The sequence below is a fragment of the Cupriavidus sp. SIMBA_020 genome (assembly GCF_046535395.1).
Lineage (GTDB): Bacteria > Pseudomonadota > Gammaproteobacteria > Burkholderiales > Burkholderiaceae > Cupriavidus > Cupriavidus campinensis.
The window spans coordinates 24751-49498 of the sequence record NZ_JAWRWU010000010.1 but is presented as its reverse complement, the minus strand read 5'-3'; the positions used below and the strand labels follow the sequence as shown (position 1 = coordinate 49498).

Here is a 24748-nt window from a genome sequence, read left to right as displayed (position 1 = left end):
ACGATGCAGACTGGCAGCCCCGTCCCGGGCGGCGCGCCGTGCCTGACGGCGCGCGGAATAAAAAGGTGGCCTGGCTTGTCGCTGGATGACGCGATCGGGAAAACGGGGTCTGGATGTTTTCCCGATCTTCCTGCGACTGGCTACTACCAAACGCTCCGTGTGTCGGAGCGGTCCCCACAAAAGTCGGTAACCGGCGCCGCATTGCTGCCACGCCCTGAAATCTGCTTTGTCTGCGGCGGCGGTGCCGTTCGTCAGACAGTGAAAGCCAGTGTAAATGGGAATCGATCTCATTTCAAGAAAAATCTGCGGGGGGCCGATAACCTTGCGGCCTCAAGCGAGGGGGCTGCTGTGCCGGTCGGGAAACTCGAGCCGGAACGAGGTGAGCGCTTCCGGCTCGGATTGGACCGAGACGGCGCCATGGTGCAGGTCCATGATGGTCTTGACGATGGCGAGGCCGATGCCGGATGACTCCACGGAGTTCGCCCGCGACGGGTCCGCGCGGAAGAAGCGGTCAAACAGCAGCGGCAAGTGCGCAGGGTCGATGCCGGGCCCGGCATTGGTGATCTCGATCGCGGCGTGGCTGGCGCCCGCGCGCCCGCGCACCAGGATCTCGGAGCCCTGGTGCGCGTACCGTACGGCATTGGCAAGGAGATTGCCCAGCGCCCGCCGCAGCAGCGTTGCATCGGCGAAGACCCTGCCGTGGGCGTCGACGCGGATAGTCACTGCGCGGGCCTCCGCCAGCAGCTCGAAATAGTCCGCCTGACGCAGCAGTTCGTCCTTCAGGTCGAGTTCCGCCAGATGGAGCGCCACCCGCGCATTGTCGGCGCGGGCGAGGAACAGCATGTTCTCGATCATTCGGGAGAGCCGTTCGTACTCTTCCACATTGGAGGCGAGCAGGGACTGGTACTCGTCGGCGGAGCGGTCGCTGCCGAGCGCGACCTGTGTCTGGCCGAGCAGATTGCCAATCGGCGTGCGGAAGTCGTGCGCAAGATCGGCCGAGAAGTGGGAAAGCCGGTCGTAGCGTTCGCGCAATCGATCGATCATCTTCTGTAGCGCGCCGGCCAGGTCGTCCAGCTCCGCCGGCAGGGTGGAAGGATCGATCGGCAGGGTGCCGCTGGTGAACGTGATGGACTCGGTTCCGGCCGCGATGCGCCGCAGCGGCGCCATGCCCGCACGGAGCGCGGCGTATCCCAGGATGCCGGCGCCAAGCGCACCGAGGCAGGCCGCGGCGAAGACCTTCCAGCGATAGGCGCGCAGGAGCGCAACCCGGCTGCTGGCCAACTGGAAGATCTCCAGCGTGACCGGTGCCGCGACCGCGCCGGCACGAACCTGCAACGTGATCAGGCGCACGGGGGTGCCGCCGGGGGTGTTCCACATCGCCACGGGGAACATGTCGGGCCCGGTCTCACTCGCAAGATCGGGGTGCTCGGGCCTGGTGCCGTAGTCCGCGCCATTGGCGGCCAGCAACGCGCCGTCGGCGGCGCGTACCCGCATCCCGTATTCGTCATTGCCCTTGACCACACCCAGTATTTCGTTCCAGGCGGGGCTGCCAGGCTGGTCCGATGGGGAGAGCCCAGCCAGCGCGTGCCCGGCCCGCGTGGCCTTGCGCAGCAGTTCCGCGTTGTCACGCTCGATGATCTGGGTGGCCAGCGCGCGATACAGGTAGATACCCACCCCGCCAAAGGAGACGCCGGCGATCAAGGCAAAGGCCAGGGCCAGGCGGGCAGTCAGCGAACGCGTCTTCATCCGGGCTTTCGGCTCTCAAGCACATAGCCGATGCCGCGCACACTGTGAATCAGCTTGGGCGCGAAGCTGTCATCCATCTTGGCGCGCAGGCGCCGGATCGCCACGTCCACCACGTTGGTGTCGCTGTCGAAATTCATGTCCCAGACGTGCGAGGCGATCTGCGTCCGGCTCAGGACCTCGCCATGACGGCGGGCCAGGAAGTGCAGCAGCGCGAATTCCCGGGGCGAGAGGTCGATGCGCGCGCCCGCGCGGGTTACGCGGTGGCGCAGGAGGTCGATGTCGAGGTCCTCGATCTCGATGCGGTCCGCTTCCCGGACCGGCCCCCGCCGCAGCAGCGTCCGGGCGCGCGCCAGCAGTTCCACGAACGCGAAGGGCTTGGCGAGATAGTCGTCGCCGCCCAGTTCCAGCCCCTTGACCCGATCCTCCACCTCGTCCCGGGCAGTGAGGAAGAGCACGGGCGTGTCCTTGTGCTCCCGGAACTGCTTCAGCACTTCCCAGCCGTTCATGCCCGGCAGCATCACGTCCAGGATGACGAGGTCGTAGTCGCCCTCGAGTGCGTGGTGCAGGCCGTCCCGCCCCGTGGTGACCAGATCGACGACGAACGACGACTCGGTAAGCCCTTTGCGGAGGTACTCCCCCGTCTTGGGTTCATCCTCGATGACCAGAATTTTCATGATTCGTCCCCGGCTGCCCAGCGATCGCAGCCCAACCTTGGGGCCGATGATAGCCGGGCGCTCCTCCCGCTTGAATGACAACACTGTAATCAATTTGACCGCGATGCGGAGGGGGTTGGATTTCTAGAATCAGGCCCTGTCATGGCTGATTTGCGCGTGCTGGCGCCTGGAGTGAACTATGTGGATTGTGCGGCTCGCCTTACGTCGGCCTTATACCTTCGTCGTTCTGGCAATACTGATCCTGCTGGCCGGGCCGGTTGCCATCCTGCGCACGCCGACCGACATCTTCCCGTCGATCGACATTCCGGTCGTGAGCGTGGTGTGGAGCTACAACGGCCTGTCCGCGCAGGACATGGCGCAGCGCATCGTCACCGGCTATGAGCGCTCGCTCACCAACAGTGTCGATGACATCGAGCACATCGAATCCCAGTCCTTGCCGGGCGTGAGCGTCATCAAGGTCTTCTTTCATCCGGGCGCGGACATCAATCGTGCGATTGCGCAGACCACGTCGGGCGCGCAGTCGCTGCTGAAGCTGCTGCCGCCCGGCACGACGGCGCCGCTGATCCTGAGCTACAACGCCTCCACCGTTCCCATCCTGCGGCTGGCGCTCGGGAGCGACACGCTTCCCGAGCAGGAGCTGTATGACCTCGGGAACAGCTTCATCCGCACCCAGCTGGCCACGGTGCAGGGCGCCTCCATTCCCCTGCCGTACGGCGGCAAGGTGCGGCAGGTCACGGTGGACCTGCACGTGCCGGCGTTGCAGGCGCGAGGCCTGTCCCCCCTCGATGTGGTCAACGCGATCAACGCCCAGAACCTGGTCCTGCCCGGCGGCACGGCCAAGATCGGTGCGCTCGAGTACCGGGTGGACCTGAACGGCAGCACCGACACCATCGCCGCCCTGAATGACCTGCCGATCCGTAGCGGCCCGGAGGGCACGGTCTATGTGCGCGATGTGGCACAGGTGCGCGATGGCTACGCCCCGCAGCTGAATGTGGTCCGGCAGGACGGCAAGCGCTCCGCGCTGCTGGAGATCGAGAAGAGCGGCAATACCTCCACGCTGGCGATCATTTCCCAGATCAAGGCACTGCTGCCCGGCGTGACGGCGGGGCTGCCGAAGTCGCTCGTTGTGCAGCCGATCTCGGATCAATCGGTCTTCGTCACCTCGGCGATCGACGGCGTGCTGCACGAGGCGCTGATCGCCGCGTGCCTGACCGCCGCCATGATCCTGCTCTTCCTGGGGAGCTGGCGCGCCACGCTGATCATCGCCATCACCATCCCGCTTTCCGTGCTGGCGGCGCTCATCGCCCTGTCCGCCCTGGGGGAGACCCTCAATATCATGACGCTGGGCGGCCTGGCCCTGGCCGTGGGGGTGCTGGTCGATGACGCCACGGTCGCCATCGAGAACATCACCCATCACCGCGAGATGGGCAAGCCGCTGGAACAGGCCATTCTCGATGGCTCCGCGCAGATCGCGCTGCCCACGCTGGTATCCACGCTCTGCATCTGCATCGTCTTCCTGCCGATGTTCATGCTCAGTGGCGTGGCGCGCTACCTGTTCGTGCCGATGGCCGAGGCCGTGGTGTTCGCGATGATGGCGTCCTACTTCCTCTCCCGCACGCTGATTCCCACGCTCGCGCACTACCTGTTGCGTGGGGAAGGGGCGGCGGGTGGCCGCGTTGGTGGCCGCTTCTCTCGCGGGTTCGACCGTGCCCACACCGCCTTCGAGCATGGCTTCGAGCGCGTGCGGCAAGCCTATTCGGCGCTGCTTGGGGCGGCCCTGGGCGCGCCCCGCCGCGCGATGGCGCTGTTCGCGCTGCTTTGCATCCTCTCCATGACGCTCGTGCCGTTCCTGGGACAGGACTTCTTCCCGGCCGTCGACAGCGGCGAGATTCGCCTGCACCTGCGGGCACGGACCGGCACGCGGATCGAGGAAACGGCACGACTGGCCGATCAGGTCGAGGGGAAGATCCGGGAAGTCGTCGGCCCCGCCAATGTCGCGGGCATCGTCGACAACATCGGCCTGCCCGTCAGCGGCATCAACCTGACCTACGACTCCGCGCTGCCCATCGGCACCGGCGACGCCGAGATTCTCGTCTCCCTGAAGCCGACGGCCGGCAGCTCGAGCGCGCTGGTCGACAAGCTCGACGCCGCATTGCCACTGGCCTTCCCGGGCATCAGCTTCTCGTTCCTGCCGGCCGATATGGTGAGCCAGATCCTCAACTTCGGCCTGCCGGCGCCGATCGACGTCCAGATCGTCGGGAACGACGCGGCAGGCAACCGCGCCGTCGCCAATCAGCTGCTGCGCAAGCTGTCCGCGATTCCCGGCCTGAGCGACCTCCACCTCCAGCAGCCCGACGACCAGCCCGCACTCACCGTCAACGTGGATCGCACCCGTGCGCTACAGGCCGGCATGTCGCAACGCGATGTGGCCCAGAACCTGCTCATCTCGCTGTCAGGCAGCGGGCAGACGACGCCGAACTTCTGGCTCAATCCGAAGAACGGCGTGAGCTATCCGCTGCTGGTGTCGGTGCCCCAGTATGCGATGGACTCGCTCCAGACGCTGTCGAACATTCCGCTCGGCATCGGCGCCGCAAGCCTGAAGCAGGGCGGCGCGGCGCAACTGGGCCAGTTCGGCACGATCCGTCGCGGCAACCAGGCCGGCGTGGTCTCGCATTACAACGTGCAGCCGGTGCTCGATCTGTTCGGCTCGGTGCGTGGCCGCGATCTGGGTGCCGTGGCGGCTGACGTCCAGCATGCCGTCGATGGCGTCCGTGCCACGCTGCCCGCCGGCTCGCGCATCGCGGTGCGCGGACAGGTGCAGACCATGCACGCCTCGTTTTCCGGCCTGATGGTGGGGCTGGCGGCGGCGATCGTCCTGGTCTACCTGCTGATGGTCGTCAACTTCCAGTCATGGCTGGACCCGGCCGCCATCGTGGGGGCCTTGCCGGTGGCCCTGTCGGGCATGGCGTGGATGCTCTTCGCCACCCGCACCACGGTCAGCGTCCCCGCGTTGACGGGCGCCATCATGTGCGTGGGCATCGCCACGGCCAACAGCATCCTCGTGGTCAGCCGCGCGCGCGAACTGCTCCAGGAGGGGAAGACGGCCCTTGCCGCAGCCTTCGAGGCCGGCGTCGGGCGCTTCCGGCCCGTGATCATGACGGCGCTGGCCATGCTCTTCGGCATGATTCCCATGGCGCTGGGCGCGGGCAGCGCCGGCGCCCAGAACGCCCCGCTGGGCCGCGTCGTTATCGGCGGACTGGCATTCGGCACCACGGCAACGCTTGTGCTTGTCCCAGTCTTCTTTGCCGCCCTGCATGGCTGGATGGAGAAGCGGGCGCGCGCCTCTGCAACCCTCACTCAGGTACACGACCCCGTATGACCTCGAACGAACCCCCTATCGCGCGGCAACCCGTGTCCCATCGGCCACGGCTCAGGATCGCCGCCGTGGCCGCCGTGGTCACCGCTGTGGTGGCTGCCGCCCTGACCGCCGGCATCGTTCCCCGGGTGAGCGGCGAAGCCGCCTTGCAGTCCCGGGCGCTTGTCGCGCAGGTGCCAGCCGTCAGCACGGTCAATCCGAAGGCGGCGTCCGCGGCGCAGGACATCACGCTGCCGGCCGATGTCCAGGCCTATCAGGACGCCGCGATCCACGCGCGCGTCAGCGGCTATCTGCGCCAGTGGTATGTCGATATCGGCGCACAGGTCAAGGCGGGTCAGTTGCTCGCCGAGATCGACGCACCGGAAGTTTCGGACCAACTGCGCCAGGCCCGCGCCGACGAGGCCACGGCCGCCGCCAACTACGCGCTGGCCAGGACCACCGCCGACCGCTGGAAGGACCTCCAGATCACCCACTCCGTGGCGCAGCAGGAAACCGACCAGAAGGTCGCCGACATGGCGGCCAAGGGGGCGCTTCTGGCCTCGGCACGGTCCAATACCGCGCGACTGGCGCAACTGGCGTCCTATACGCAGATCCGCGCGCCATTCGATGGCGTGATCACCGCGCGCAACGTGGACGCGGGCGCGCTGATCGATGCGGGCAGCGCGCCGGCCCAGGGCCGGGAACTGTTCCACATTTCCGCCGGCAGCCGGCTGCGGGTCTATGTGCAGGTGCCGCAGGGCGTCAGCGCGGCGGTGCGCCCGGGCGTGAAGGGCTGGCTGACGCTTCCCCAGGCGCCGGGCGAGCGTTACCCGGCGACGGTGACGCGCACGGCCGGGGCGATCGACACCGTAACACGCAGCCTGCGCGTGGAACTCGACGTCGACAGTCAGGGCGGCAGGATTCTCCCGGGCGCCTACGCGGAAGTGCACATCGAGCCCGAAGCGGGGCGCCCCGGACTGGACCTGCCCGCCAGCACGCTGATGTTCCCGGCCGGCGGCCCGTCGGTGGCCATCGTGGGCCAGGACGGCAAGATCGCGATCCGGCGCATCGCGCTGGGGCGGGATTTCGGATCGCACGTGGAAGTGCTGAGCGGGTTGACGACAAGCGACCGGGTCATCGTCAATCCGGGCGACGGACTCACCAGCGGCACCACCGTACGCGTGGTGCCGGCGAGGCCCGCCGCCGGGCAGGGAGGTGCAACGTGAAACGGCTTGCGATGGGGCTGCTGTGCGCGTGGCTGGCAGGCTGTGCCACCGCGCCCGACTACCACGCGCCGGCCATGCCGCTGCCGGCGCACTACACAGAGGCGCAAGACGTGGCGCGCCAACGGATTCCCGCCAACTGGTGGGCGGTCTATCAGGATCGGGATCTGGACGCGCTGATCCGTCGTATCGACGTTTCGACCCCAACGCTCGGGAAATCGCTGGCCCTGCTGCGTGACGCCCGCGCCCAGCGCGACGCGGCGCGCGCGGCGTATTTCCCGACGATCGGCGCCAACGTGAGCGCAAGCAGCAGCCATGTATCGGCAAACGTGGTCGGGCGCTCGCTCGCTGGCCAGACCACGCCGGACCGATTGATCGGCTTCGGCGCCAGCTGGGAGCCGGACCTCTTCGGGCGCATCGGCAACAACGTGGATGCCGCGGATTCGCGCGTGCAAGCCAGTGCCGACGATGTGGCGGCGGTTCGCCTGAGCCTGCAGGCGGAGGTGGCGGTGGACTACTTCGGCATCCGCTCGCTGGACCGCGAGTCGGCCCTGCTCAGGCAGACCGTGGAGGCCTATTCCTCCGTGCTCGAACTGGTGACAAATCGCTATCGGGGCGGCATTGCCGCCGAGAGCGATGTGGCGCAGGCGCAGGCCCAGCGCGACAGCACGCGTGCGCAGCTGGCCGACCTCACCCTCGCGCGCACCCAGTTGCAGCACGCGCTGGCCACGCTGCTGGGCGAGCCGGCGAGCACGTTCTCCGTCGCCCGGCAGGACAGCTATGACACGCAGCTCCCCGTCGCGCCATCCGCCGTGCCGAGCGAGCTGCTCCAGCGGCGCCCCGATATCGCCGCAGCGGAACGGCGCGTGGCGGCTGCCAATTCCCTGATCGGGGTCGCCCGGGCCGCGTTCTTTCCGAGCCTCATGCTGAACCTCAGCGGCGGGGTAGAAAGTTCGGGCCTGGCCGGGCTGCTCACCGCGCCGAGCCGCTTCTGGGCGGTCGGCCCGGCCCTGGCCGCCACCGTGTTCGATGGCGGCAAGCGGCGGGCGGGGGTCGATAGCGCCCGGGCGCAGTTCGATGCCAGTGCGGCCGACTACCGGGAGACGGTGCTGAAGGCGGTGCAGGACGTGGAGGACAACTACGCCGCGATCCGCCTGCTGAAGGAGGAGGCGGGCAGCCAGGCGTCGGCAGTGACCGCCTCCCGTCTGGCCCTGGCCCAGGCCACTGACCGCTACCAGAAGGGGGCGTCCGCCTATCTCGACGTGAACGTGGTGGAGGCGACGACGCTCGCCAACGAGCGGACGCTCGAGGAAATCCGGCGGCGCCAGCTGTCGGCCAGCGTCTCGCTGTTTCGCGCGCTGGGGGGCGGCTGGCAACCTGCCGATTGAGGACAAAAAACCATCAGGACGGTCGTTGCTGCCGGTCGTTGCAGCCTTCACCCCGCCGTCTTCACGAAATCGATAAAGGCGCGCAGCGGGGCGGGCACGTGGCGATGGCCGGGGTAATAGAGGAACGGCCCGGAGAAGGTCTGCCACCATGGCTCCAGGATGGGCTCCAGCGCGCCGCTGTCGAGGTAGCGGCGCAGGCCGCCTTCGAAGAAATGGACCACTCCGCCGCCCGCCAGGGCGATCTCGAAGGCGAGGTGGAAGGCGGCGGCCGGCTTCACGACCAGCGGGCCGGGCGGGTCCAGCGTCACCACCTCGCCATCGCGCTCGAAGAGCCACGGTGGCTTGGCGCCGCCCGCGAACTGGCCGCGCAGGCAGGCGTGGCCGAGCAGCTCGCGCGGATGGGTGGGCCGGCCGTGGCGGTCCAGATAGGACGGCGCCGCAGCCGTCGCAAAGCGCTGCACGCGCGGGCCAATCGGCACGGCGATCATGTCCTGCTCCAGCCGCTCGTCATAGCGGATGCCGGCGTCGCAGCCAATTGTCAGCAGATCGACAAAGCTGTCCTCGACGATTACCTCGACGCGGATATCGGGATAGGTCTCAAGAAAGCGCGGCAGCAGGGTGGCCAGCTCCAACGTGGTCACGCTCGACGGCACGTTGAGCCGCAGCGTGCCGGTGGGTTTGTCGCGGAACAGGTTCAGCACGTCGAGCGAGGCTTCCATCTCGCTGAAAAGCGGCGTCAGCTTCTCCAGCAGGCGCAGCCCGGCTTCGGTCGGGGCCACGCTGCGCGTGGTGCGGTTCAGCAGCCGCAGGCCGAGCCGGGCTTCCAGCCGCCGCACGGCAATGCTCAGGCTGGAGGCGGATACCCCGCCGCTGCGGGCGGCATCCCGGAACCCGCCGGCACGGGCGACTGAGACAAAGGCGGCAAGGTCGTTGAATTCCATCGCGGCAAGGGCACGGGTTGTGCAGATTATTGAACAACCCGTGCAATCTAGATGGGATTATCGAACAGCGCAATCGCTCCCATACTCGCTTCACCCATTTCAAAGGAGCGCGTCATGTCGGCATCCCAACCCCTGAACACCTTTCCGCTGGCCGGTCGGACCATTCGCCGCCTCGGTTACGGCGCCATGCAACTGGCCGGCCCCGGCGTATTTGGCCCGCCGAAGGACCGTGCTGCCGCCATTGCGGTGTTGCGTGAAGCCGTGGCACTGGGCGTCAACCATATCGATACCAGCGATTACTACGGCCCGCATATCACCAACCAGCTGATCCGCGAGGCACTGCACCCGTATCCGGACGATCTGCTGATCGTGACCAAGCTGGGCGCGGTGCGCGGCGCGGATGCCGCCTGGATTCCGGCGCTGGAGCCGGCGGACCTGGCGCGCGGCGTGCACGACAACCTGCGCAATCTTGGGCTGGAGACGCTGGATATCGTCAATCTGCGTGCCATGGGCGATATCCACGCGCCGTCGGAAGGGTCGCTGGAGCGGCAGGTGGTGGCGCTGGCCGAACTCCAGCAAAAGGGCCTGATTCGCCACATCGGCTTGAGCAATGTCACCGCCACGCAGGTGGCGGAAGCGCAGCGCATCACGGAGATTGTCTGCGTGCAGAACCAGTACAACCTCGTGCACCGGCATGACGAAGCGCTGATCGACGATCTGGCGCGGCAGGGCATCGCCTACGTGCCGTTCTTCCCGCTGGGTGGGTTTTCGCCGATCCAGTCCACGGCGCTGGCGGACATCGCGCGCACGCTGGGCGCTACGCCAATGCAGGTGGCGCTGGCCTGGCTGCTGCACCGCTCGCCCAATATCCTGCTGATTCCGGGCACCTCGTCGGTGGGCCACCTGCGCGAAAACCTGCGGGCGGCCACGCTGGCGCTGTCGCCGGACGTGCTTGCGGCGCTGGACCGCATCGAGGCGCCGGCCGCCGCCTCACATTGAGGACTTGCCCTCCGCCTCGGCCCTCACCTCCGCCTCCAACATTGCCGCCGGCTTGCGCCATGGCCAGCCCAGCGTCATGCCGGCGGCGGCCACCAGGATCAGCATCGCCCCGACCAACTGGGCCGGGTGCAACTGGTGGCCGAACGCGAGCCGATCCACCAGGATGGCGACGATCGGATAGATGAACGACAGCGCGCCGGTCAGGTGCGTAGGCAGCTTCTGAATCGCGCCGTAGAGCAGGATGTACATCAGCCCGGTGTGGACCACGCCCATGGTGGTCAGCGTGGCCCACGGCACGAGGCCGGACGGCAGCTCCGAGGACACGGCCATCGGCAGCAGCATCACCGTGCCGACCATCACGTGGATCAGCGCGATCAGATGCGGCGGCGTGCCTTTGAGCTGTTTCGCAAAGATCGCGGCCAGCGCGTAGAAGAATGCCGCGCCCAGCGCCAGCAGGATGCCGACCAGGTAGTCGCCATGCGGCGCGCCGGCGCCGGGCCTGGCCTGCACGATCAGCAGCATGCCGCCGAAGGACAGCAGCAGCCAGCCGAGCTTGGCCAGCGTCAGCCGCTCGCGCAGGAACACCGCGCCGAGCGCCACCAGCATGAACGGCTGGGTGTTGTAGACCGCCGTGGCAATCGAGATGGACGCACCCGCGTAGGCCGAAAACAGCAGCAGCCAGTTGGCGACGATGGCCACGCCGCCCGCCACCGCGAGCAGCAACTGGCGCCGGTTGAGCGTGCCCGGCTTCAGGTAGCCCTTTGCGGCGCAGACCGCCAGCAGCACGGCCGCGCCGAACGCGCAGCGCCAGAAAACCACCTGCGTCACCGGGCGGCCCGACACCACCACCAGCCAGCCGATGGTGCCGGAGATGACCATCGCCGCCACCATTTCCATCATCCCGCGTTTGCGCTCGTCCACTGCGAATCCTCCTATCGAGGCTTGGCAGTTTACGAGGTCACCCGCCTGCTGCCCATGCCGGAATGTAGGAAATCGGCCTATATTCCTTACTTAATTAGGCGAAAGGGGGAAATTTCCTATGTCGATCGACGATCTGGACCGGCGCATCCTGGCGCTGCTCCAACAGGACGCGCGCATGCCGGTGAAGGCGCTTGCGGCGCAGGTGGGGCTGTCCTCGCCGGCGGCGTCGGAGCGGCTGCGGCGGCTGGAGGAGCGCGGGGTGATCCGCGCCTTTACGGTGGATGCCGAGCCGCGCACGCTGGGCTATCCGATGCAGGCCATCGTCCGCATCCGGCCGCTGCCGGGGAAGCTCCAGCAGGTGCAGAAGCTGATCGAGTCGATCCCCGAATTCGGCGAATGCGACAAGGTGACCGGCGACGACTGCTTTATCGGACGGCTGTATCTGCGCTCCATCGAACACCTGGACCATATTCTCGAGCGGATTACCGATATGGCGGAGACCAGTTCGGCCATCGTCAAATCCCAGCCGGTGAGGCGGCGGCTGCCGCCGCTTTGAAATGCTTCGAGTGACGGTGAAAGCATTATTGTGATTTCGACAAAATTGCCGAAACACGTCATTCGCGTTGCGCTGTCAATCCCCCCACAGCGGGTTGGCCGGCGCAAAGGCGCTCCCTGACACTCCACGCCGCCGGGCATCGTAGATTTGCCCGCGGGTACGCGCTGCGGGTCGCTGCGCGGGGAAAACACCATACGAAGAGGTCAGGGATGAAATCGAGGATTTTGTTGACGGGTTTGGCGGCGGCGGTGCTCAGCGCCTGCGGCGGCGGTTCCGGGGATGGCACGACTACCACGCCGGCCGGCGGTTCGGGCAGCGCGCCGGTCACCACCAAGATCAGCGGCACGGCCGCGGTCGGCGCGGCGCTGGCCGGCGCCACGGTCCAGGCGAAGTGCGCCACGGGCAGCGGCACGGCCACCACGGCGGCTGATGGCACGTTCACCATCAATATCGATAACGCCACGCGCCCGTGCGTGCTGGCCGTGACCACGCCGGACGGCACGACGATGCACTCGGTGGTGGAACCCGGCTCCGGCACCAGCGCCGTAGCCAACATCACCCCGCTGACCGAACTGCTGACCGCCGCGCTGGCGGGCGGCAGCACCACCACCTTCTTCACCCAGTTCGACAAGAGCGCCCAGGGCCTCGTCACCACGGACGGCCTGTCCAAGGCCAACAACGCCGTGAGCCTGGTCCTGACCGGCGTGGTCGACCTGACGGGCATCGACCCGTTCAAGGCACCGCTGGTGGCCGCCAATGGCGGCAACGCCGGCAATGCGCTCGATCAGCTGCTGGACCAGCTGATGGCGCGCCTGGCCACGGCCAAGACGACGTTGGCCGACCTGTCGACGGCGGTGGGCAGCAACGCCGGCACGACCGCCGTCGGCACGATCCTGCAGCCGGCCTCGGCCACCTGCGCGGGCCTGCGCACGGGCAATTACTTCATGGTCATGGCGACGGCAAACATCGTCGGCACGGTCAAGTTCAACGCCGACACGACGTCGATCGCTCCCGTGGCCAGCTTCGACGCGGGTGCCGAAATTGGTCCCGCCACGCCGCTGACTCCGGTTGATGGCGATGCCTGTCACTTCACGGGCGGCACCGCCCCGATGGTGTTCGACATGATGGTGGCGAAGTCGGGCATGAGCATGATGGTGGTGCCGAACCCGGGTGTCAGCGCCCCCCCGATGCTCCCGCCGCTGCTCGTCCCGGCGCAGACCCTGCCGGTGGCCGAGCTGGCTGGCGACTGGAACGGCCTGGGCTTCGAGCGCGATGACTCCAGCGCGCCGTATGCGCCCTCGCGCGTGAAGTTCACCCTGGATGCCACCGGCAAGATGACCGCCGGCGCGGATTGCACGGGTACCAGCACCTGCTCGCCATGGCCCGCAGAGGAACTGGGCACGATCACGGCCAACCCCGTTGGCGGCTTCGACCTGACGGACTCCTCGGGCTTGGCGCGTGCCGTGGCGTTCAAGGGCACGGATGGCCAGATTACCGCCGTGATCGTGCATACCAACGGCATCCTGATTGCCACCAAGGCGATTGCCCGCGCGATGCCGGTGGTCGGCACGAAGAATTCGTACTGGGACCTCACGGCCTTCGCCGACAACACGATCTTGATGGAAACGGCGTCGACGACGATCACTGCGGCAGATCCGGTGACCGGCGTCTACTCGCGCCTGCGCAACGACGGCCGTCCGGACACCTGGACGCAGAACAGCCCGCTGCCGGGCCTGCGTTATCGCGCGGCCGCCAACAGCGTGCGCGAGGGGATTGCCATGACGCTGAACAACACCGGCGTGGGCGTGATGATCAGCCTCAGCGCGCCGGTGCCGTTCTTCGACATCTCGGTGAACCGTCCGCAGTAAGCGTCCCCCCGCTGTACGTATGACCGAAGCCCGCCTACCGGCGGGCTTCCTCGTTCCTGCGCCCGGAGTAGCCGCTTCAGGTCAGCGAGATGCCGCCGTCCACGCGCAGGTTCACGCCGGTGATGAAGCTGCCGGCAGCGCCCGCCAGCATCACGGCGGCCGATGCCACCTCGGCGGCGCGGCCCAGCCGGCCCAGCGGGATGGCGGCGGCCATGGCGGCCTCGAAGCCGGGGCGCTCGGCCGGGCCGACGCCCAGCTTGGCCAGGATCGGCGTCTCGGTCGGACCCGGGCTGATCACATTGACGCGGATGCCGCGCCCCTTGAACTCCAGCGCCCAGTTGCGCGCGAAGGCTTCGATCGCCGCCTTGCTGCCGGCATAGACCGCGTGGCCGTCGAGCACCTTGCCGCTGGCAATCGAGCTGACCAGCAGCACCGCGCCGCCGTCGCGCAGCAGCGGGTCGATCTTCTGCACGCCGAAGAACACCGCCCTGGTGTTGGTGGCGAAATGGGTGTCGTACTCGTCGATGCCGACCTGCGCGGAGTCGGTGATGATGTTCATCCCCGCGTTGGCCACGTAGATGTCGGCGCCGCCGAAGCGCTCCGCGACGAGTGCCGCCACGCGGTCATGGGTGGCGAGATCGGCAATGTCGCCGGTCAGGCCAACCGCCCGGGGGCCCAGTTCGGCCACGGCGGCCTCCACGGCATCGTTGCGGCGCCCGACGATCACTACCTGCGCGCCCTGGTCGACGAATTGCCGGGCGATGGCGAAGCCGATGCCACTGTTGCCGCCGGTAACGACGGCAACCTTTCCTGCTAGCGTGTTCATATGCGTTCCTGGATAGCCCTGATGGGTTTGCCCACGCATTTAGCCAGAGCCGTCCGGGGCGTCCCAGCCCTACAATGGGCCCTTCACTTGTGCCAATCTGTCATCTATGTCGATTGAACGCCTGCATGGCCTGTCCGCCTTCGTCCGCGCCGTGGAAGCGGGCTCGTTCACGGCCGCCGCGCGGCGGCTCGGCACCACGCCTTCGGCGGTGTCCAAGAGCATTGCGCGGCTGGAGGCGCGGCTGGGCGTGAAGCTGTTCCACCGCTCGACGCGCGCCTGCGTGCTGACCGACGAGGGGCAGGCCTACTACGGGCGCGTGGCGTCGCTGGTGCGGGGGCTGGAGGAGGCCGCCGAGGTGCTGGGCACCCCGTCCACGGCGGTGGGCAAGCTGCGCATCAGCATGCCGAGCGACCTTGCGCGCTCCTTGCTGGGGCCGGTCACGGCCATCCTGATGCCGCGCCATCCCCGCCTGGCACTGGAGGTCAGCGTCAGCGACCAGCATGTCGACCTGATCCGCGAAGGCTTCGACCTGGCCCTGCGCGCCGGGCAGGTGGCCGACAGCGGCCTGTTTGCGAAGCCGCTGGCGGACCTGCCGCTGGTGCTGGTGGCATCCCCGGACTATCTGGCACGGCACGGCGTGCCGCGCACGGTGGCGGATCTCGCCGCGCACCGGCACGTGCGCTACCGGCTGGCCGGGCAGGTGGTGCCGATTGCCTTTGCCGATGGCGCGCGCGTGCCGCTGGAAGGCGCGTTCGACTCCGACAGTGGTGAGGCGCTGCGCACCGCCGCCGTCAACGGGCTCGGCATCGCCCAGATCCTGCGCACGGCCGTGCAGGCCGATCTCGACGCCAACCGGCTGCGCGTGGTGCTGCCGGACGTGGCCCTGCGGCCCGTGCCGCTGCAGGTGCTGCACGGCTTCGGGCGGCGCCTGCCTGCCCGGGCGAAGGTGTTCATCGACTTCGTGGCGGCGGCGCTCAGGCGATCGGGCTCGGAGACAGGGCCGGCTCCGGATTGAAGTCGGTCAGGCAGTTCAGCGCCTGCGCGCGGATCGCGTCGGTCATGAAATCGATAAACACGCGGATGCGCGTGGGCAGGTGCTGCCGGCTCAGGTAGCAGAGGTAGTGCCCGCGGTCGTCGGGCGCGTAGCGGGCCATCGCCACCACCAGCTGCCCGGCGGCGAGGGGCTCGGCGATCTGGTACCCGGCCAGCTGCGCGATGCCCCAGCCCTGCAGCACCGCGTGCAGGACCAGATCGGAATCGTTGAAGGTGAGCCGGGCGGTGGGCATGACCTTGCGCACCTGCCCATCCACCTTGAACTCCCACTCGAACACCCGCCCGCTGGCAAAGCGGAAGTTGATGCAGGCGTGCCGGCCCAGCGCCTCGATCGTATCGGGCAGGCCATGCCGCGCCACATAGGCCGGCGACGCGCACAGCGCGATCTGCATCGGAATCAGCTGCTTGGCGATGATGCTCGAATCCTCGATGCGCCCGTTGCGGAAGGCCACGTCGACCTGCTCGGAGGCGAAGTCGGTGGGCCGGTCGTCTAGCAGCAGTTCGATGGCGATCTCCGGATAGGCCGCCATGAAGCGCTCCAGCAGCGGCGCCACCACCTTCCGGCCAAAGCCCACGGTGGCGCTGATGCGGATCATGCCGCGCGGCGGGCCTTCGCGCAGCTCCAGCATGTCGTTCATGGCCTCCACGATGTGCGTGACGCCCTGATGACAATTCTCGAAGAAACGCTGGCCCTCGCGCGTCAGCTGCGTGGTGCGGGTGGTGCGCAGGAACAGCCGCGTGCTCAGCTGCGTCTCCAGCTTCTGCACGTTGCGGCTCACCGCCGAGCGGCCGATGCCGAGGCGCTCGCCAGCCTTGGCGAAGCTGCCCTCGCTGGCCACCGCCATGAAGGCCATGATGCCCGCGTAGCTCGCGGCAAAGCCCGTGGACAGCGCATCGGCGCGATTTGGCAGGCTGACGCGGAAGCCACGTTCCACGGCCTCTGCGGGCGCCGCGGGCGCCACGGGCGCCAGGGGCGTTGTCGGGACCATCGATGCCGCGCCTGCCGCCGGGTCCAATGTGTCGGATCGGTTCATTCCTGCTGTTCCCCAGTCAAAGCGGTTGTGGATCGATATACGTAAGTCGTACGGCAGTGGCCCAGTGCATGACTGAGTTTCCGGGGCCGGACTGCTACTCTGCAATCCAAGACCACCTCACCCTCAACCGCCATGGACACCCTCCCGACCCCCCTCACTTCCGCCGCCGCTGGTGATGCGTCGGGAGAGCAATCGGCCGCACCGGTCGTCGCGTTTCATCGTCGGCAGATGTATCCGCACCTGAGCGCCGCCGACATCGCCCGGATCGCGCCTTATGGCGCTGAACGGACCTGGCGTGCCGGCGAACTGGTGGTGCGCACCGGCGACCCGGCCAGCGGCCTGGTGCTGGTGGTGGAAGGGCGCGTGCGCATCGTCCAGCGTGACGGCATCGGCGACAGCGCGCTGGTCGTGGAGCACGGCCCGGGCAACTTCCTGGCCGAGATCGGCCAGCTCTCCGGCATGCCGGAACTGGTGGACGGCATCGCCATGGAGGATGTACGGGCCATCGTCGTGCGCCCGGCCTGCCTGCGCTCCCTGATGGTGGCGGAGGCGGTGCTCGGCGAACTGATCATGCAGGCGCTGATCCTGCGCCGCTCGGCGATGATCCAGCGCGGACGCGGCCCGTCGCTGGTCGGCCACGGCAGCGACGCCGCCATGGTCGAACTCCAGGCGCTGCTGCGCCGCAACAACTACCCCTACTCGGTGTTCGACCTCGACACCGACGAGGACGCGGCCGGCATGCTGCGCAAGTTCGAAGCCCACGAAGCGGATCTTCCGCTGATGATCTGCCCCAACGGCACGGTGCTGCGCCGCCCGGACGCCACGCAGGTGCTGGCCTGCCTCGGGCTGCTGCCCGAACTCGACAAGGACCGCGTCTACGACGTCGGCATCGTCGGCGCCGGCCCGGCCGGACTGGCCGCCGCCGTCTACGCGGCGTCCGAGGGCCTGCGCGTGATCGTGCTGGACGCCCTCTCGCCCGGTGGGCAGGCAGGCGCCAGCGCGCGCATCGAGAACTACCTCGGCTTTCCGGCGGGCATTTCCGGCCACGCCCTGACCGCCAATGCGTATGCCCAGGCGCAGAAATTCGGCGCGCATATCGCGAGTCCTGTCGAAGTCGACCGGCTGGAATGCGGCACGGTGCTCAAAGTGCGCACCAAGGCCGGCGAGACGGTGCGCGCGCGCACGGTGATCATCGCCAGCGGCGCCGCCTACCGTCGCCCGCCGATCCCCAACCGGGCGACGTACGAGGGCCGGGGACTCTATTACTGGGCATCGCCGGTGGAAGCCAAGCTTTGCGCCAGACAGGAAGTGGTGCTGGTGGGCGGCGGCAACTCCGCCGGCCAGGCCGCCGTGTTCCTTGGCGCGCACGCCGCGCATGTGCATATCGTGATCCGTGGGCCGAGCCTCGAACAGAGCATGTCCCGATACCTGATCGACCGCATCGCCGCGCAGCCCAACATCACGGTGCATGCGCACACCGAACTGGTGGGCCTGAGCGGTGACGCCCGGCTCACCGGCGTGGTGCTCCGCAACCGCGAAACGGGCGTGGAAGAGAAAAAAGCGATTCAACATGTGTTCCTGTTCACCGGCGCCGAGCCGAATACGGCGTGGCTGGGCGGTTGCCAGGTGGGGCTCGATCAAAAGGGCTTCGTGCTGACGGGCGCCCAGGCCGGCCAGCCGACCAACACACTGGAAACCTGCGTGCCGGGCGTGTTCGCCATCGGCGATGTCAGGTCCGGCTCGACCAAGCGCGTGGCCACTGCCGTGGGCGAAGGGGCCGTGGTCGTGTCACAGATCCACGGCTACCTGGCTGCCGCGCAGGAAGCGGCCTGAGGGCGCCCACCTGAGTGCGCCCGCCCCGGCAGGCGCCGCGTGCGCCGCCTGGTGACTACGCCGCCAGCGACAGCTTGGCCAGTTCCGCCCGTCCGGCTGCCAGTTGCAGGGCCACGCGGGCCACGCGAGCGCCCAGGTAGGCCGAGGTCTTGAGGTCCGCCGCGGTGGCGCCGTCATCGGCGCAGACATCCGCATCGCTCTGGGCCGCCGCGCCGAGGAAGTAGCCGTGGCGATTCATGCTGTCTTCGGTGGAGCCGGAATGGTTGTGCCCGGGCGGCAGGCCCAGGTTGACCCAGTGCATGCCCAGCTGCGCGGCGTAGATCGCCAGTTGCTGCAGCGTATTCAGCTTGTCACCGGAGCGCGAGGCCGCGTTGGTGAAGCCGGCGGCCACCTTGTCCTTCCAGGCGCCGGTGGCGAACACGGTCTGCGACGACGCGTCCATGAACGCCTTGAATTGCGCCGAGGCGCTACCCATATAGGTGGGCGTGCCGAAGATGACCGCGTCGACCGATTCCAGGTCCTTCCAGTGCGCGTCGATCTCCTCCACGGGAATCAGCACGCTCCGTACCCCCATGACACTGCCTGCGCCCGCGTGCACGGCTTCCGCCTGTCGGCGCGTGTGGCCATATCCGCTGTGGTACACCACCGCGACGCGTACTGCGTTATTCATGCTTGCTTCTCACTAAAGACTTCGATGCGGGCCGGTATTGCGGCCTGTTTCAGGACTTGCTTCGATGGTAATTTCGGCCCCATGTGCCGTAAATGACAGCGTTCCCAGATTTCCTGCCAAGCTGCCAGCCGCACGCGGCACGTGCCGGGCATCGGCCGGGCGATTGGTGCATACGGGGAAACGCCGTTGGACGCGCCAGGTGTCTTGTTCACCATCCCGCGCCTGACTAGACTCGCTCTGACAGTGTCCCGATCTTGCCTGCGTCAGCGTGGGCCTCAGACTCCCCGATGAGACAAGACCCGTATCGCGTGCCAATTGCTGTGCTGCCGACCCTCCTGCGCCGAATTCCCGCCGTGCAGCACACCCAGTGCCTGGGCGACGCGCTACGAATCCTCGCCCAGCACCCCGCCGCCAGCGCGGTGGCCGTGCTGAGGGGGGAGGTGCCGGTGGGGGTGATCTGCCGCGAGCTGATTGGCGATGTGGTGCGGCTGCCGTGCTACCGGGGCTGGATCCATCGCGAATGCTGCGCGCAGTTCGTCTCGCAAGCGCCGCACCGGCTCTGCATCGATGCCACGGTCATCGAGCTGGCGCGGGCGCTGACGCCGCTGTTGCACCGGCACCCGGCAGACCCGCTGGTCGTGACCCGGGACGGTGCCTACCTCGGCATGGTCGAACGCCCTGCGCTGGTGCAGGCCGTCATCGACCTGCGCCACGTGCCGCCGGGTCCGCCAGGCAGCCAGACATCAGCCGGTCACGGTCTTGCATCAGATTGCCCGCATGACCTAACATCCACCGATTTCAGCGCTACGAGCCATGGGCCAGACACCTCCGCCACCCGCAGGGAACATTGAAGAGATGCCACGCAATATTCTGTTCGTGGTCTATCCCGAGGTGAGTCTGCTCGACCTGGCCGGGCCGCAGACCGTGTTCTGGGCCGCTTCCCGCTACGCGCACGAGCGCGGGCTGGCCGGCTACCGCTGCCATACCGCGAGCGTTGCGGGGGGCGCCGTACCCTCGGCGGAAGGCACGATGATGCATGTCGAATCGCTGGAGACATTCGATCTGCGCCTGGTCGACACGGTGGTGGTGCCGGGCTCGCCGAAGATCATCGACGTGGCCCAGCACTCCGCAACGCTGATTGCCTGGCTGCACGACGCGCCGGCGAGGGTGCGGCGCGTGGCGTCCGTATGCACCGGGGCCTTCCTGCTGGGCTTTGCCGGCCTGCTCGACGGCAAGCGCGCCACTACCCACTGGGCGATGCGCGACCGCTTCCACCAGCTGTTTCCCAGCGTGGACCTGGACGCCGACGCCATCTTCGTGCAGCAGCAGCAGCTCTGGACCTCGGCCGGCGTCACCACCGGCATCGACCTCGCGCTCGCCATGGTGGAGGCCGACTATGGCCACGAGGTGGCGCTGAACACCGCGAAGGAACTCGCGGTGTACATGAAGCGGCCCGGCGCGCAGCCGCAATTGAGCGAGATGCTGATCACGCAGAGCCGGCAGGTGCCGGTGTTCGAGTCGCTCCATATGTGGATCGTGCAAAACCTGTCCCGGGCCGAGCTTTCCGTCGAGCAGCTGGCCGACTATGTCGGCATGAGCCCGCGCAACTTCGCGCGGGTCTACAAGCAGAAGACCGGCCGCACGCCGGCCAAGGGCGTGGAGCTGTTCCGGCTCGAAGCGGCCCGGCGGGCGCTCCAGGACCAGAACCGGGCCATCGACCAGATTGCCCACGAATGCGGCTTCGGCAGTGAGGAACGCATGCGCGTGACCTTCCAGCGCCACTTCGGCCTCTCCCCCAGCGAGTACCGCCTGCAGGTGAACCGCTAGCCTTTCCCCTTGTACGTCTCCTTGTGATTGGTGCGAATTTGGAAACACCGTGCGCTTTGCGTCGGGCTGGCGCGGCGCGATGCCGGTGTCTAGCATGAGGGTGGATTCATCCCCCCTCGGCAACGCAGCATCCAGCAAGGAGAAGCATCATGAAGATTGTGGTCATTGGCGGTAGCGGCCTGATTGGCGCGAAGGTCGTGGCGCGGCTCGTCGCGCAAGGTCATGACGTGGTGGCGGCCTCGCCGAAAACCGGCGTCAACGCGCTGACCGGCGAAGGGCTGGACACGGCGCTGGCCGGCGCGCAGGTGGTGGTAGACGTGGCGAACTCGCCGTCGTTCGCGGACGACGCGGTGCTGCACTTCTTCGAGACGTCCGGCCGCAACCTGGCCGCTGCCGAGAAAGCCGCCGGGGTCGCCCACCACGTGGCGCTGTCGGTGGTCGGCACGGACAAGCTCGCGCAGAGCGGCTACTTCCGCGGCAAGATCGCCCAGGAAGCGCTGATCCGGGGCGCCGGCATCCCCTACACCATCGTCCGCTCCACGCAATTCCTCGAATTTCTCGGCGCCATCGTCCAGTCGGCGGGGGACAGCGACACGCTGCGCATCACGCCCGCGCTGATCCAGCCGATTGCTTCCGATGACGTGGCAGACGCCGTGGCGGACGCCGCCCTGGCCGCGCCGGTCAACGGCATCGTCGAAATCGCCGGGCCGGAACGCTTCCAGATGAGCGACCTCGTGCAGCGCTACCTCAAGGCCACTGGCGCTGCCAAGATCGCCGTGGCCGATCCGGCCGCGCGCTACTTCGGCGCCGAACTCGAAGAAGGCACCCTGGTGCCGGAAGGGGAGGCGCGGCTCGGCCACATCAGCTTCAGCGACTGGATGCATCGTTAACAACCATCCGGGAGACACGATGGAAAACGAGAGGTTGGAACCTCCACCGCTGACGCTGCTCGACCGATACCGGGGCCAGGGCTTCACCGCGCTCTATACGACCACGGTCACGGTGTCGGGGGGCCCGGCAGAGCACGGCCGTGCGTCCGGCGTGGCGAGATCCGATGACGGCAATCTCATGCTCGACCTGCGGCTGCCTGCCGCGCTGGGCGGCCCGGGCAGCGGCACCAATCCCGAGCAGCTGTTCGCGGCGGGCTACGCCGCCTGCTTCCACGGCGCGCTGAGCCTGATCGCGAAGCGCGCGCACGTCGATGTCGCGGCGATGACCGTGGCCGTCGAGGTCGCGTTCGGGCGCGACCCCGCCGATGGCGCCTACGCGCTGATCGCGGACGTCCGCATCCGCATGCCGGGTGTAGAGCGGCACGTGGCCGAGGAACTCGTGCGCAACACCGAGCGCATGTGCCCCTACGCCAAGATGGCCCGCGAGGGGATGCGCAGCGTCATCGCCGTCGCCCACTGAGTACACCGCCCGGGTGCACCGCCCGGGGTACACCGCCCAAGTACACCGCCGATTGGTGCCTGCGCGGCAACAGCGTGCGTACCGCGGCGGCACTTCCGGACCACCGCGCCACCCCCTACGATTCACCCCAAGCAGGACGGCAACCAAGCCGCACCGCCGCCGTGTCCCCGCACTGCGGCGGTGCCCTGCCCTCCCGTAGATATCCCATCGCTGCGGTGCCCGGCGGTACCCCTGGCTGAGACAAAGAGGAAACGACCATGAAACAAAGGATTCTGATTGTGGGCGGCGGCTTCGCCGGCGTCTGGTCCGCACTCGGCGCGGCGCGCGTCGTCGATATGGAGCGCGGCGCGGACACCGTGGTCGAGATCACGCTGGTGTCGCCCAAGGCCGAGCTGCACGTGCGTCCCCGCCTGCATGAAGCCCATCCCGAGCAGATGGCCGTGCCGCTGCTGCCGCTGCTGAACGCGGTCAACGTGAAGTTCATCGAAGGCACCGTGGACCGGATTCATCCGGGCGACCACAGCGTCGATGTGATCACCACTTCCGGCGACACGCGCTCGGTCGGCTATGACCGCCTGGTGCTGACCAGCGGCAGCCGCCTGTTCCGTCCGCCCCTGCCGGGCCTGACCGAGCATGCCTTCGCGGTGGACCAGATCGACGAGGCCGTGAAGCTGCGCGAGCACCTGCAGGGCCTGGCCGCGCGCCCGCGCACGGCCGCCCGCGATACCTTTGTGGTGGTCGGTGGCGGCTTCACCGGCCTGGAAGTGGCGACCGAGCTGCCGGGCCGCCTGCGCGCCATCTTCGGCAAGGATTACCAGCCGCGCATCGTGGTGGTGGAGCGTAACGAGGCCATCGGCCCCGATCTCGGCCCGGGCCCGCGTCCGCAGATTCTGGAAGCCCTCGACCAGCTCCGCATCGAAACCCGCCTGGGCGCCGGCGTGGTGTCGATGGATGCCACCGGCGTGGTCACGGCCACCGGCGAGCGCATCGATACCGACACCATCATCTGGACCGGCGGCATGGTAGCCAGCACGCTGACCAGGCAGGTGTCGCCGAACCTGGACCGCCAGGGCCGCTTGGAGGTGACGCCTGACCTCCGCGTGATCGGCGCCAAGGACATCTTCGGCGCCGGCGACGTGGTGCGCGCGCTCACCGACGACCAGGGCCACTACTCGCTGATGTCCTGCCAGCACGCGCTGTTCATGGGGCGCTTTGCCGGCCATAACGTGGCCGCGGACCTGCTGGGCCTGCCGACCCTCGGCTACAGCCAGGCGTTCTACGCCACCTGTCTGGACCTGGGCAGCTGGGGCGCGGTCTACACCGAAGGCTGGGACCGCCAGGTCAAGCTGACCCACGCCGAAGGCAAGGAACGTAAGATGGTGATCAACACCCAGTGGATCTACCCGCCCGCTCCGGTGCGCGAGCAGGCGCTGGCCGCCGGGGACCCGAACATCACGTACTAAGCCTCCCGCTCCGCTTCTCTCCGTCCCGTCTCCTCCATCCCGTTTAACCGACGGCTTCCTCCTCCGGGGCCGTCGGTTTTTTTCGTCCTCCGGGGTTATTCGTCCTGTGTATCCGGGCGATTGGTGCGGACTTGGAAACGCGGCCTCCCCGGCATGCGTCTTGTTGGGCGTCGCGGGCCTGCCTAGACTTCCTGCAACTGAGAATTGTTGCCTGCAAGCCCCGGAGCCCATCGTGAACCCCCTGCCACCGAAGTCCCCTCACGGGCGCGCCGCCCCCGAACCGCTGATCTACATCGTCGATGACGACCCCGGCATGAACGATGCCCTCGTGAACCTGCTCCGCTCGGTCGGCATGCGCTCGCGCTCCTTCCTCACTGCGGAGGCGTTCCTGGCAGCGCCCATCGACGACTCGCCCAGCTGCGTGGTGCTGGACGTGCGCCTGAGGGTGGCCAACGGGCTGGAGGTGCAGCGCGAGATCAACCAGCGCGGCCTGTGCCTGCCGGTGATCTTCATCACCGGCCATGGCGATATCGAGATGTCGGTGCGGGCGATGAAGGCTGGCGCGGTGGACTTTCTCACCAAGCCCTTCCGCGACCAGGATTTCCTCGACGCGGTGTCGGCGGCGATTGCCATGGATCGCACCAAGCGCCAGGCGCTGCAGTGTGGCGACGACCTGCGCGCGCGCTACACCACGCTCAGCGAGCGCGAGCGCGAAGTGATGATACTGGCCGCCTCGGGCCTGATGAACAAGCAGATTGCCGGAAAAATGGGGATCAGCGAGGTCACCATCAAGATCCATCGCGCCCGGGCCATGCGCAAGATGGCGGCGCGGACCTTTGCCGATCTCGTGAAGATGGCGCTGGAGCTGGGCCTGTGCCCGCCGCGCGAGACCAGCCCGGCCGGGTCGCGCCCGGGGGATGGCGCGGCCCGGCCGGCGGCGATGGGCTACTGAGTGACCGAG

21 protein-coding genes are annotated in these 24748 nt (G+C 68.0%); 14 read left to right on the top strand and 7 right to left on the bottom strand.

The genetic code is table 11. The features are described 5' to 3' along the window. Nucleotides 1–330 precede the first annotated feature (330 nt). Both SB751_RS19120 and SB751_RS19115 read right to left on the bottom strand, forming a co-directional pair. Nucleotides 331–1746: a heavy metal sensor histidine kinase gene (locus SB751_RS19120; protein WP_144201003.1), complete on the bottom strand. Its 1416-nt coding sequence runs from the start codon at nucleotides 1744–1746 to the stop codon at nucleotides 331–333. Then, nucleotides 1743–2420: a heavy metal response regulator transcription factor gene (locus tag SB751_RS19115; protein WP_144201001.1), complete on the bottom strand. Its 678-nt coding sequence runs from the start codon at nucleotides 2418–2420 to the stop codon at nucleotides 1743–1745. The genes SB751_RS19120 and SB751_RS19115 overlap by 4 nt, the downstream gene beginning before the upstream one ends. 178 nt (nucleotides 2421–2598) lie before the next feature. On the opposite strand from SB751_RS19115, the gene SB751_RS19110 reads away from it, so the two are divergent. Genes SB751_RS19110 through SB751_RS19100 form a run of 3 tightly spaced genes read left to right on the top strand, consistent with a single transcriptional unit; the run spans nucleotide 2599 to nucleotide 8386 of the window. Continuing rightward, nucleotides 2599–5799, top strand: a complete 3201-nt coding sequence (locus SB751_RS19110; protein WP_211942692.1) for an efflux RND transporter permease subunit — start codon at nucleotides 2599–2601, stop codon at nucleotides 5797–5799. Further along, complete coding sequence (locus tag SB751_RS19105; protein WP_211942693.1) at nucleotides 5796–7001, top strand: efflux RND transporter periplasmic adaptor subunit; 1206 nt, start codon at nucleotides 5796–5798, stop codon at nucleotides 6999–7001. The genes SB751_RS19110 and SB751_RS19105 overlap by 4 nt, the downstream gene beginning before the upstream one ends. Continuing rightward, the gene (locus SB751_RS19100; RefSeq protein WP_244844464.1) at nucleotides 6998–8386 is read left to right on the top strand and encodes an efflux transporter outer membrane subunit; all 1389 of its coding nucleotides are present in this window, start codon (nucleotides 6998–7000) and stop codon (nucleotides 8384–8386) included. Before SB751_RS19105 ends, SB751_RS19100 begins: the two co-directional genes overlap by 4 nt. 47 nt (nucleotides 8387–8433) lie before the next feature. On the opposite strand, the gene SB751_RS19095 is transcribed toward SB751_RS19100, so the two are convergent. Then, on the bottom strand, nucleotides 8434–9327 hold the full coding sequence (locus tag SB751_RS19095; RefSeq protein ID WP_144200994.1) for a LysR family transcriptional regulator: 894 nt from the start codon (nucleotides 9325–9327) through the stop codon (nucleotides 8434–8436). A gap of 114 nt (nucleotides 9328–9441) precedes the next feature. Here SB751_RS19095 and SB751_RS19090 point away from each other — a divergent pair, with 114 nt between their 5' ends. Continuing rightward, the gene (locus tag SB751_RS19090) at nucleotides 9442–10326 is read left to right on the top strand and encodes an aldo/keto reductase family oxidoreductase (protein WP_211942695.1); all 885 of its coding nucleotides are present in this window, start codon (nucleotides 9442–9444) and stop codon (nucleotides 10324–10326) included. Here the strand turns inward: SB751_RS19090 and SB751_RS19085 are convergent. Next, nucleotides 10318–11247 (bottom strand): DMT family transporter, encoded by a 930-nt coding sequence (locus tag SB751_RS19085; protein WP_244844466.1) that lies wholly within the window; start codon nucleotides 11245–11247, stop codon nucleotides 10318–10320. The two genes, SB751_RS19090 and SB751_RS19085, sit on opposite strands and share 9 nt — an antisense overlap. 118 nt (nucleotides 11248–11365) lie before the next feature. Between SB751_RS19085 and SB751_RS19080 the strand changes: the two genes are divergently transcribed. Both SB751_RS19080 and SB751_RS19075 read left to right on the top strand, forming a co-directional pair. After that, a complete protein-coding gene (locus tag SB751_RS19080) occupies nucleotides 11366–11803 on the top strand; it encodes an Lrp/AsnC family transcriptional regulator (RefSeq protein WP_144200990.1) in 438 nt (145 codons plus the stop codon). A 209-nt stretch (nucleotides 11804–12012) separates the two neighbouring features. After that, nucleotides 12013–13671, top strand: coding sequence for a hypothetical protein (locus SB751_RS19075; RefSeq protein WP_186296943.1), 1659 nt, complete (start codon nucleotides 12013–12015; stop codon nucleotides 13669–13671). A 76-nt stretch (nucleotides 13672–13747) separates the two neighbouring features. Here SB751_RS19075 and SB751_RS19070 read toward each other — a convergent pair whose 3' ends face one another. Then, nucleotides 13748–14497 (bottom strand): SDR family NAD(P)-dependent oxidoreductase, encoded by a 750-nt coding sequence (locus tag SB751_RS19070; protein WP_144200987.1) that lies wholly within the window; start codon nucleotides 14495–14497, stop codon nucleotides 13748–13750. Between the two features lie 106 nt (nucleotides 14498–14603). Between SB751_RS19070 and SB751_RS19065 the strand changes: the two genes are divergently transcribed. Then, nucleotides 14604–15512 (top strand): LysR family transcriptional regulator, encoded by a 909-nt coding sequence (locus SB751_RS19065; RefSeq protein WP_144200985.1) that lies wholly within the window; start codon nucleotides 14604–14606, stop codon nucleotides 15510–15512. Here the strand turns inward: SB751_RS19065 and SB751_RS19060 are convergent. After that, on the bottom strand, nucleotides 15472–16539 hold the full coding sequence (locus tag SB751_RS19060; RefSeq protein ID WP_144201186.1) for a LysR family transcriptional regulator: 1068 nt from the start codon (nucleotides 16537–16539) through the stop codon (nucleotides 15472–15474). The genes SB751_RS19065 and SB751_RS19060 overlap by 41 nt on opposite strands. Nucleotides 16540–16716: 177 nt before the next feature. Between SB751_RS19060 and SB751_RS19055 the strand changes: the two genes are divergently transcribed. Further along, nucleotides 16717–18417: an FAD-dependent oxidoreductase gene (locus tag SB751_RS19055; protein ID WP_144200983.1), complete on the top strand. Its 1701-nt coding sequence runs from the start codon at nucleotides 16717–16719 to the stop codon at nucleotides 18415–18417. Between the two features lie 55 nt (nucleotides 18418–18472). Here the strand turns inward: SB751_RS19055 and SB751_RS19050 are convergent, their stop codons facing one another. Continuing rightward, nucleotides 18473–19087 (bottom strand): flavodoxin family protein, encoded by a 615-nt coding sequence (locus tag SB751_RS19050; protein WP_144200981.1) that lies wholly within the window; start codon nucleotides 19085–19087, stop codon nucleotides 18473–18475. A 287-nt stretch (nucleotides 19088–19374) separates the two neighbouring features. Here SB751_RS19050 and SB751_RS19045 point away from each other — a divergent pair, with 287 nt between their 5' ends. From SB751_RS19045 to SB751_RS19020, 6 genes are all read left to right on the top strand, one after another. After that, nucleotides 19375–19938 (top strand): hypothetical protein, encoded by a 564-nt coding sequence (locus SB751_RS19045; RefSeq protein WP_144200978.1) that lies wholly within the window; start codon nucleotides 19375–19377, stop codon nucleotides 19936–19938. 4 nt (nucleotides 19939–19942) lie between these two features. Beyond that, nucleotides 19943–20914 (top strand): GlxA family transcriptional regulator, encoded by a 972-nt coding sequence (locus tag SB751_RS19040; protein WP_244844470.1) that lies wholly within the window; start codon nucleotides 19943–19945, stop codon nucleotides 20912–20914. Nucleotides 20915–21063: 149 nt separating this feature from the next. Continuing rightward, nucleotides 21064–21804, top strand: a complete 741-nt coding sequence (locus tag SB751_RS19035) for an SDR family oxidoreductase (protein WP_144200974.1) — start codon at nucleotides 21064–21066, stop codon at nucleotides 21802–21804. 19 nt (nucleotides 21805–21823) lie between these two features. Continuing rightward, the gene (locus SB751_RS19030) at nucleotides 21824–22324 is read left to right on the top strand and encodes an Ohr family peroxiredoxin (protein ID WP_144200972.1); all 501 of its coding nucleotides are present in this window, start codon (nucleotides 21824–21826) and stop codon (nucleotides 22322–22324) included. A gap of 257 nt (nucleotides 22325–22581) precedes the next feature. Then, nucleotides 22582–23787 carry an NAD(P)/FAD-dependent oxidoreductase gene (locus SB751_RS19025; protein ID WP_144200970.1) on the top strand — a complete coding sequence of 402 codons (1206 nt, stop codon included), beginning with the start codon at nucleotides 22582–22584 and terminating at the stop codon, nucleotides 23785–23787. Nucleotides 23788–24019: 232 nt separating this feature from the next. Beyond that, nucleotides 24020–24739, top strand: coding sequence for a response regulator transcription factor (locus tag SB751_RS19020; RefSeq protein WP_281287537.1), 720 nt, complete (start codon nucleotides 24020–24022; stop codon nucleotides 24737–24739). Nucleotides 24740–24748 lie beyond the last annotated feature (9 nt).

Excerpts from the sequence above, each read along its gene's own strand:
- SB751_RS19120 (WP_144201003.1), bottom strand. The coding sequence starts at position 1,746 with ATGAAGACGCGTTCGCTGACTGCCCGCCTGGCCCTGGCCTTTGCCTTG.
- SB751_RS19115 (WP_144201001.1), bottom strand. The coding sequence starts at position 2,420 with ATGAAAATTCTGGTCATCGAGGATGAACCCAAGACGGGGGAGTACCTC.
- SB751_RS19110 (WP_211942692.1), top strand. The coding sequence starts at position 2,599 with ATGTGGATTGTGCGGCTCGCCTTACGTCGGCCTTATACCTTCGTCGTT.
- SB751_RS19105 (WP_211942693.1), top strand. The coding sequence starts at position 5,796 with ATGACCTCGAACGAACCCCCTATCGCGCGGCAACCCGTGTCCCATCGG.
- SB751_RS19095 (WP_144200994.1), bottom strand. The coding sequence starts at position 9,327 with ATGGAATTCAACGACCTTGCCGCCTTTGTCTCAGTCGCCCGTGCCGGC.
- SB751_RS19090 (WP_211942695.1), top strand. The coding sequence starts at position 9,442 with ATGTCGGCATCCCAACCCCTGAACACCTTTCCGCTGGCCGGTCGGACC.
- SB751_RS19080 (WP_144200990.1), top strand. The coding sequence starts at position 11,366 with ATGTCGATCGACGATCTGGACCGGCGCATCCTGGCGCTGCTCCAACAG.
- SB751_RS19075 (WP_186296943.1), top strand. The coding sequence starts at position 12,013 with ATGAAATCGAGGATTTTGTTGACGGGTTTGGCGGCGGCGGTGCTCAGC.
- SB751_RS19070 (WP_144200987.1), bottom strand. The coding sequence starts at position 14,497 with ATGAACACGCTAGCAGGAAAGGTTGCCGTCGTTACCGGCGGCAACAGT.
- SB751_RS19065 (WP_144200985.1), top strand. The coding sequence starts at position 14,604 with ATGTCGATTGAACGCCTGCATGGCCTGTCCGCCTTCGTCCGCGCCGTG.
- SB751_RS19060 (WP_144201186.1), bottom strand. The coding sequence starts at position 16,539 with ATGGTCCCGACAACGCCCCTGGCGCCCGTGGCGCCCGCGGCGCCCGCA.
- SB751_RS19055 (WP_144200983.1), top strand. The coding sequence starts at position 16,717 with ATGGACACCCTCCCGACCCCCCTCACTTCCGCCGCCGCTGGTGATGCG.
- SB751_RS19050 (WP_144200981.1), bottom strand. The coding sequence starts at position 19,087 with ATGAATAACGCAGTACGCGTCGCGGTGGTGTACCACAGCGGATATGGC.
- SB751_RS19045 (WP_144200978.1), top strand. The coding sequence starts at position 19,375 with ATGAGACAAGACCCGTATCGCGTGCCAATTGCTGTGCTGCCGACCCTC.
- SB751_RS19040 (WP_244844470.1), top strand. The coding sequence starts at position 19,943 with ATGCCACGCAATATTCTGTTCGTGGTCTATCCCGAGGTGAGTCTGCTC.
- SB751_RS19035 (WP_144200974.1), top strand. The coding sequence starts at position 21,064 with ATGAAGATTGTGGTCATTGGCGGTAGCGGCCTGATTGGCGCGAAGGTC.
- SB751_RS19030 (WP_144200972.1), top strand. The coding sequence starts at position 21,824 with ATGGAAAACGAGAGGTTGGAACCTCCACCGCTGACGCTGCTCGACCGA.
- SB751_RS19025 (WP_144200970.1), top strand. The coding sequence starts at position 22,582 with ATGAAACAAAGGATTCTGATTGTGGGCGGCGGCTTCGCCGGCGTCTGG.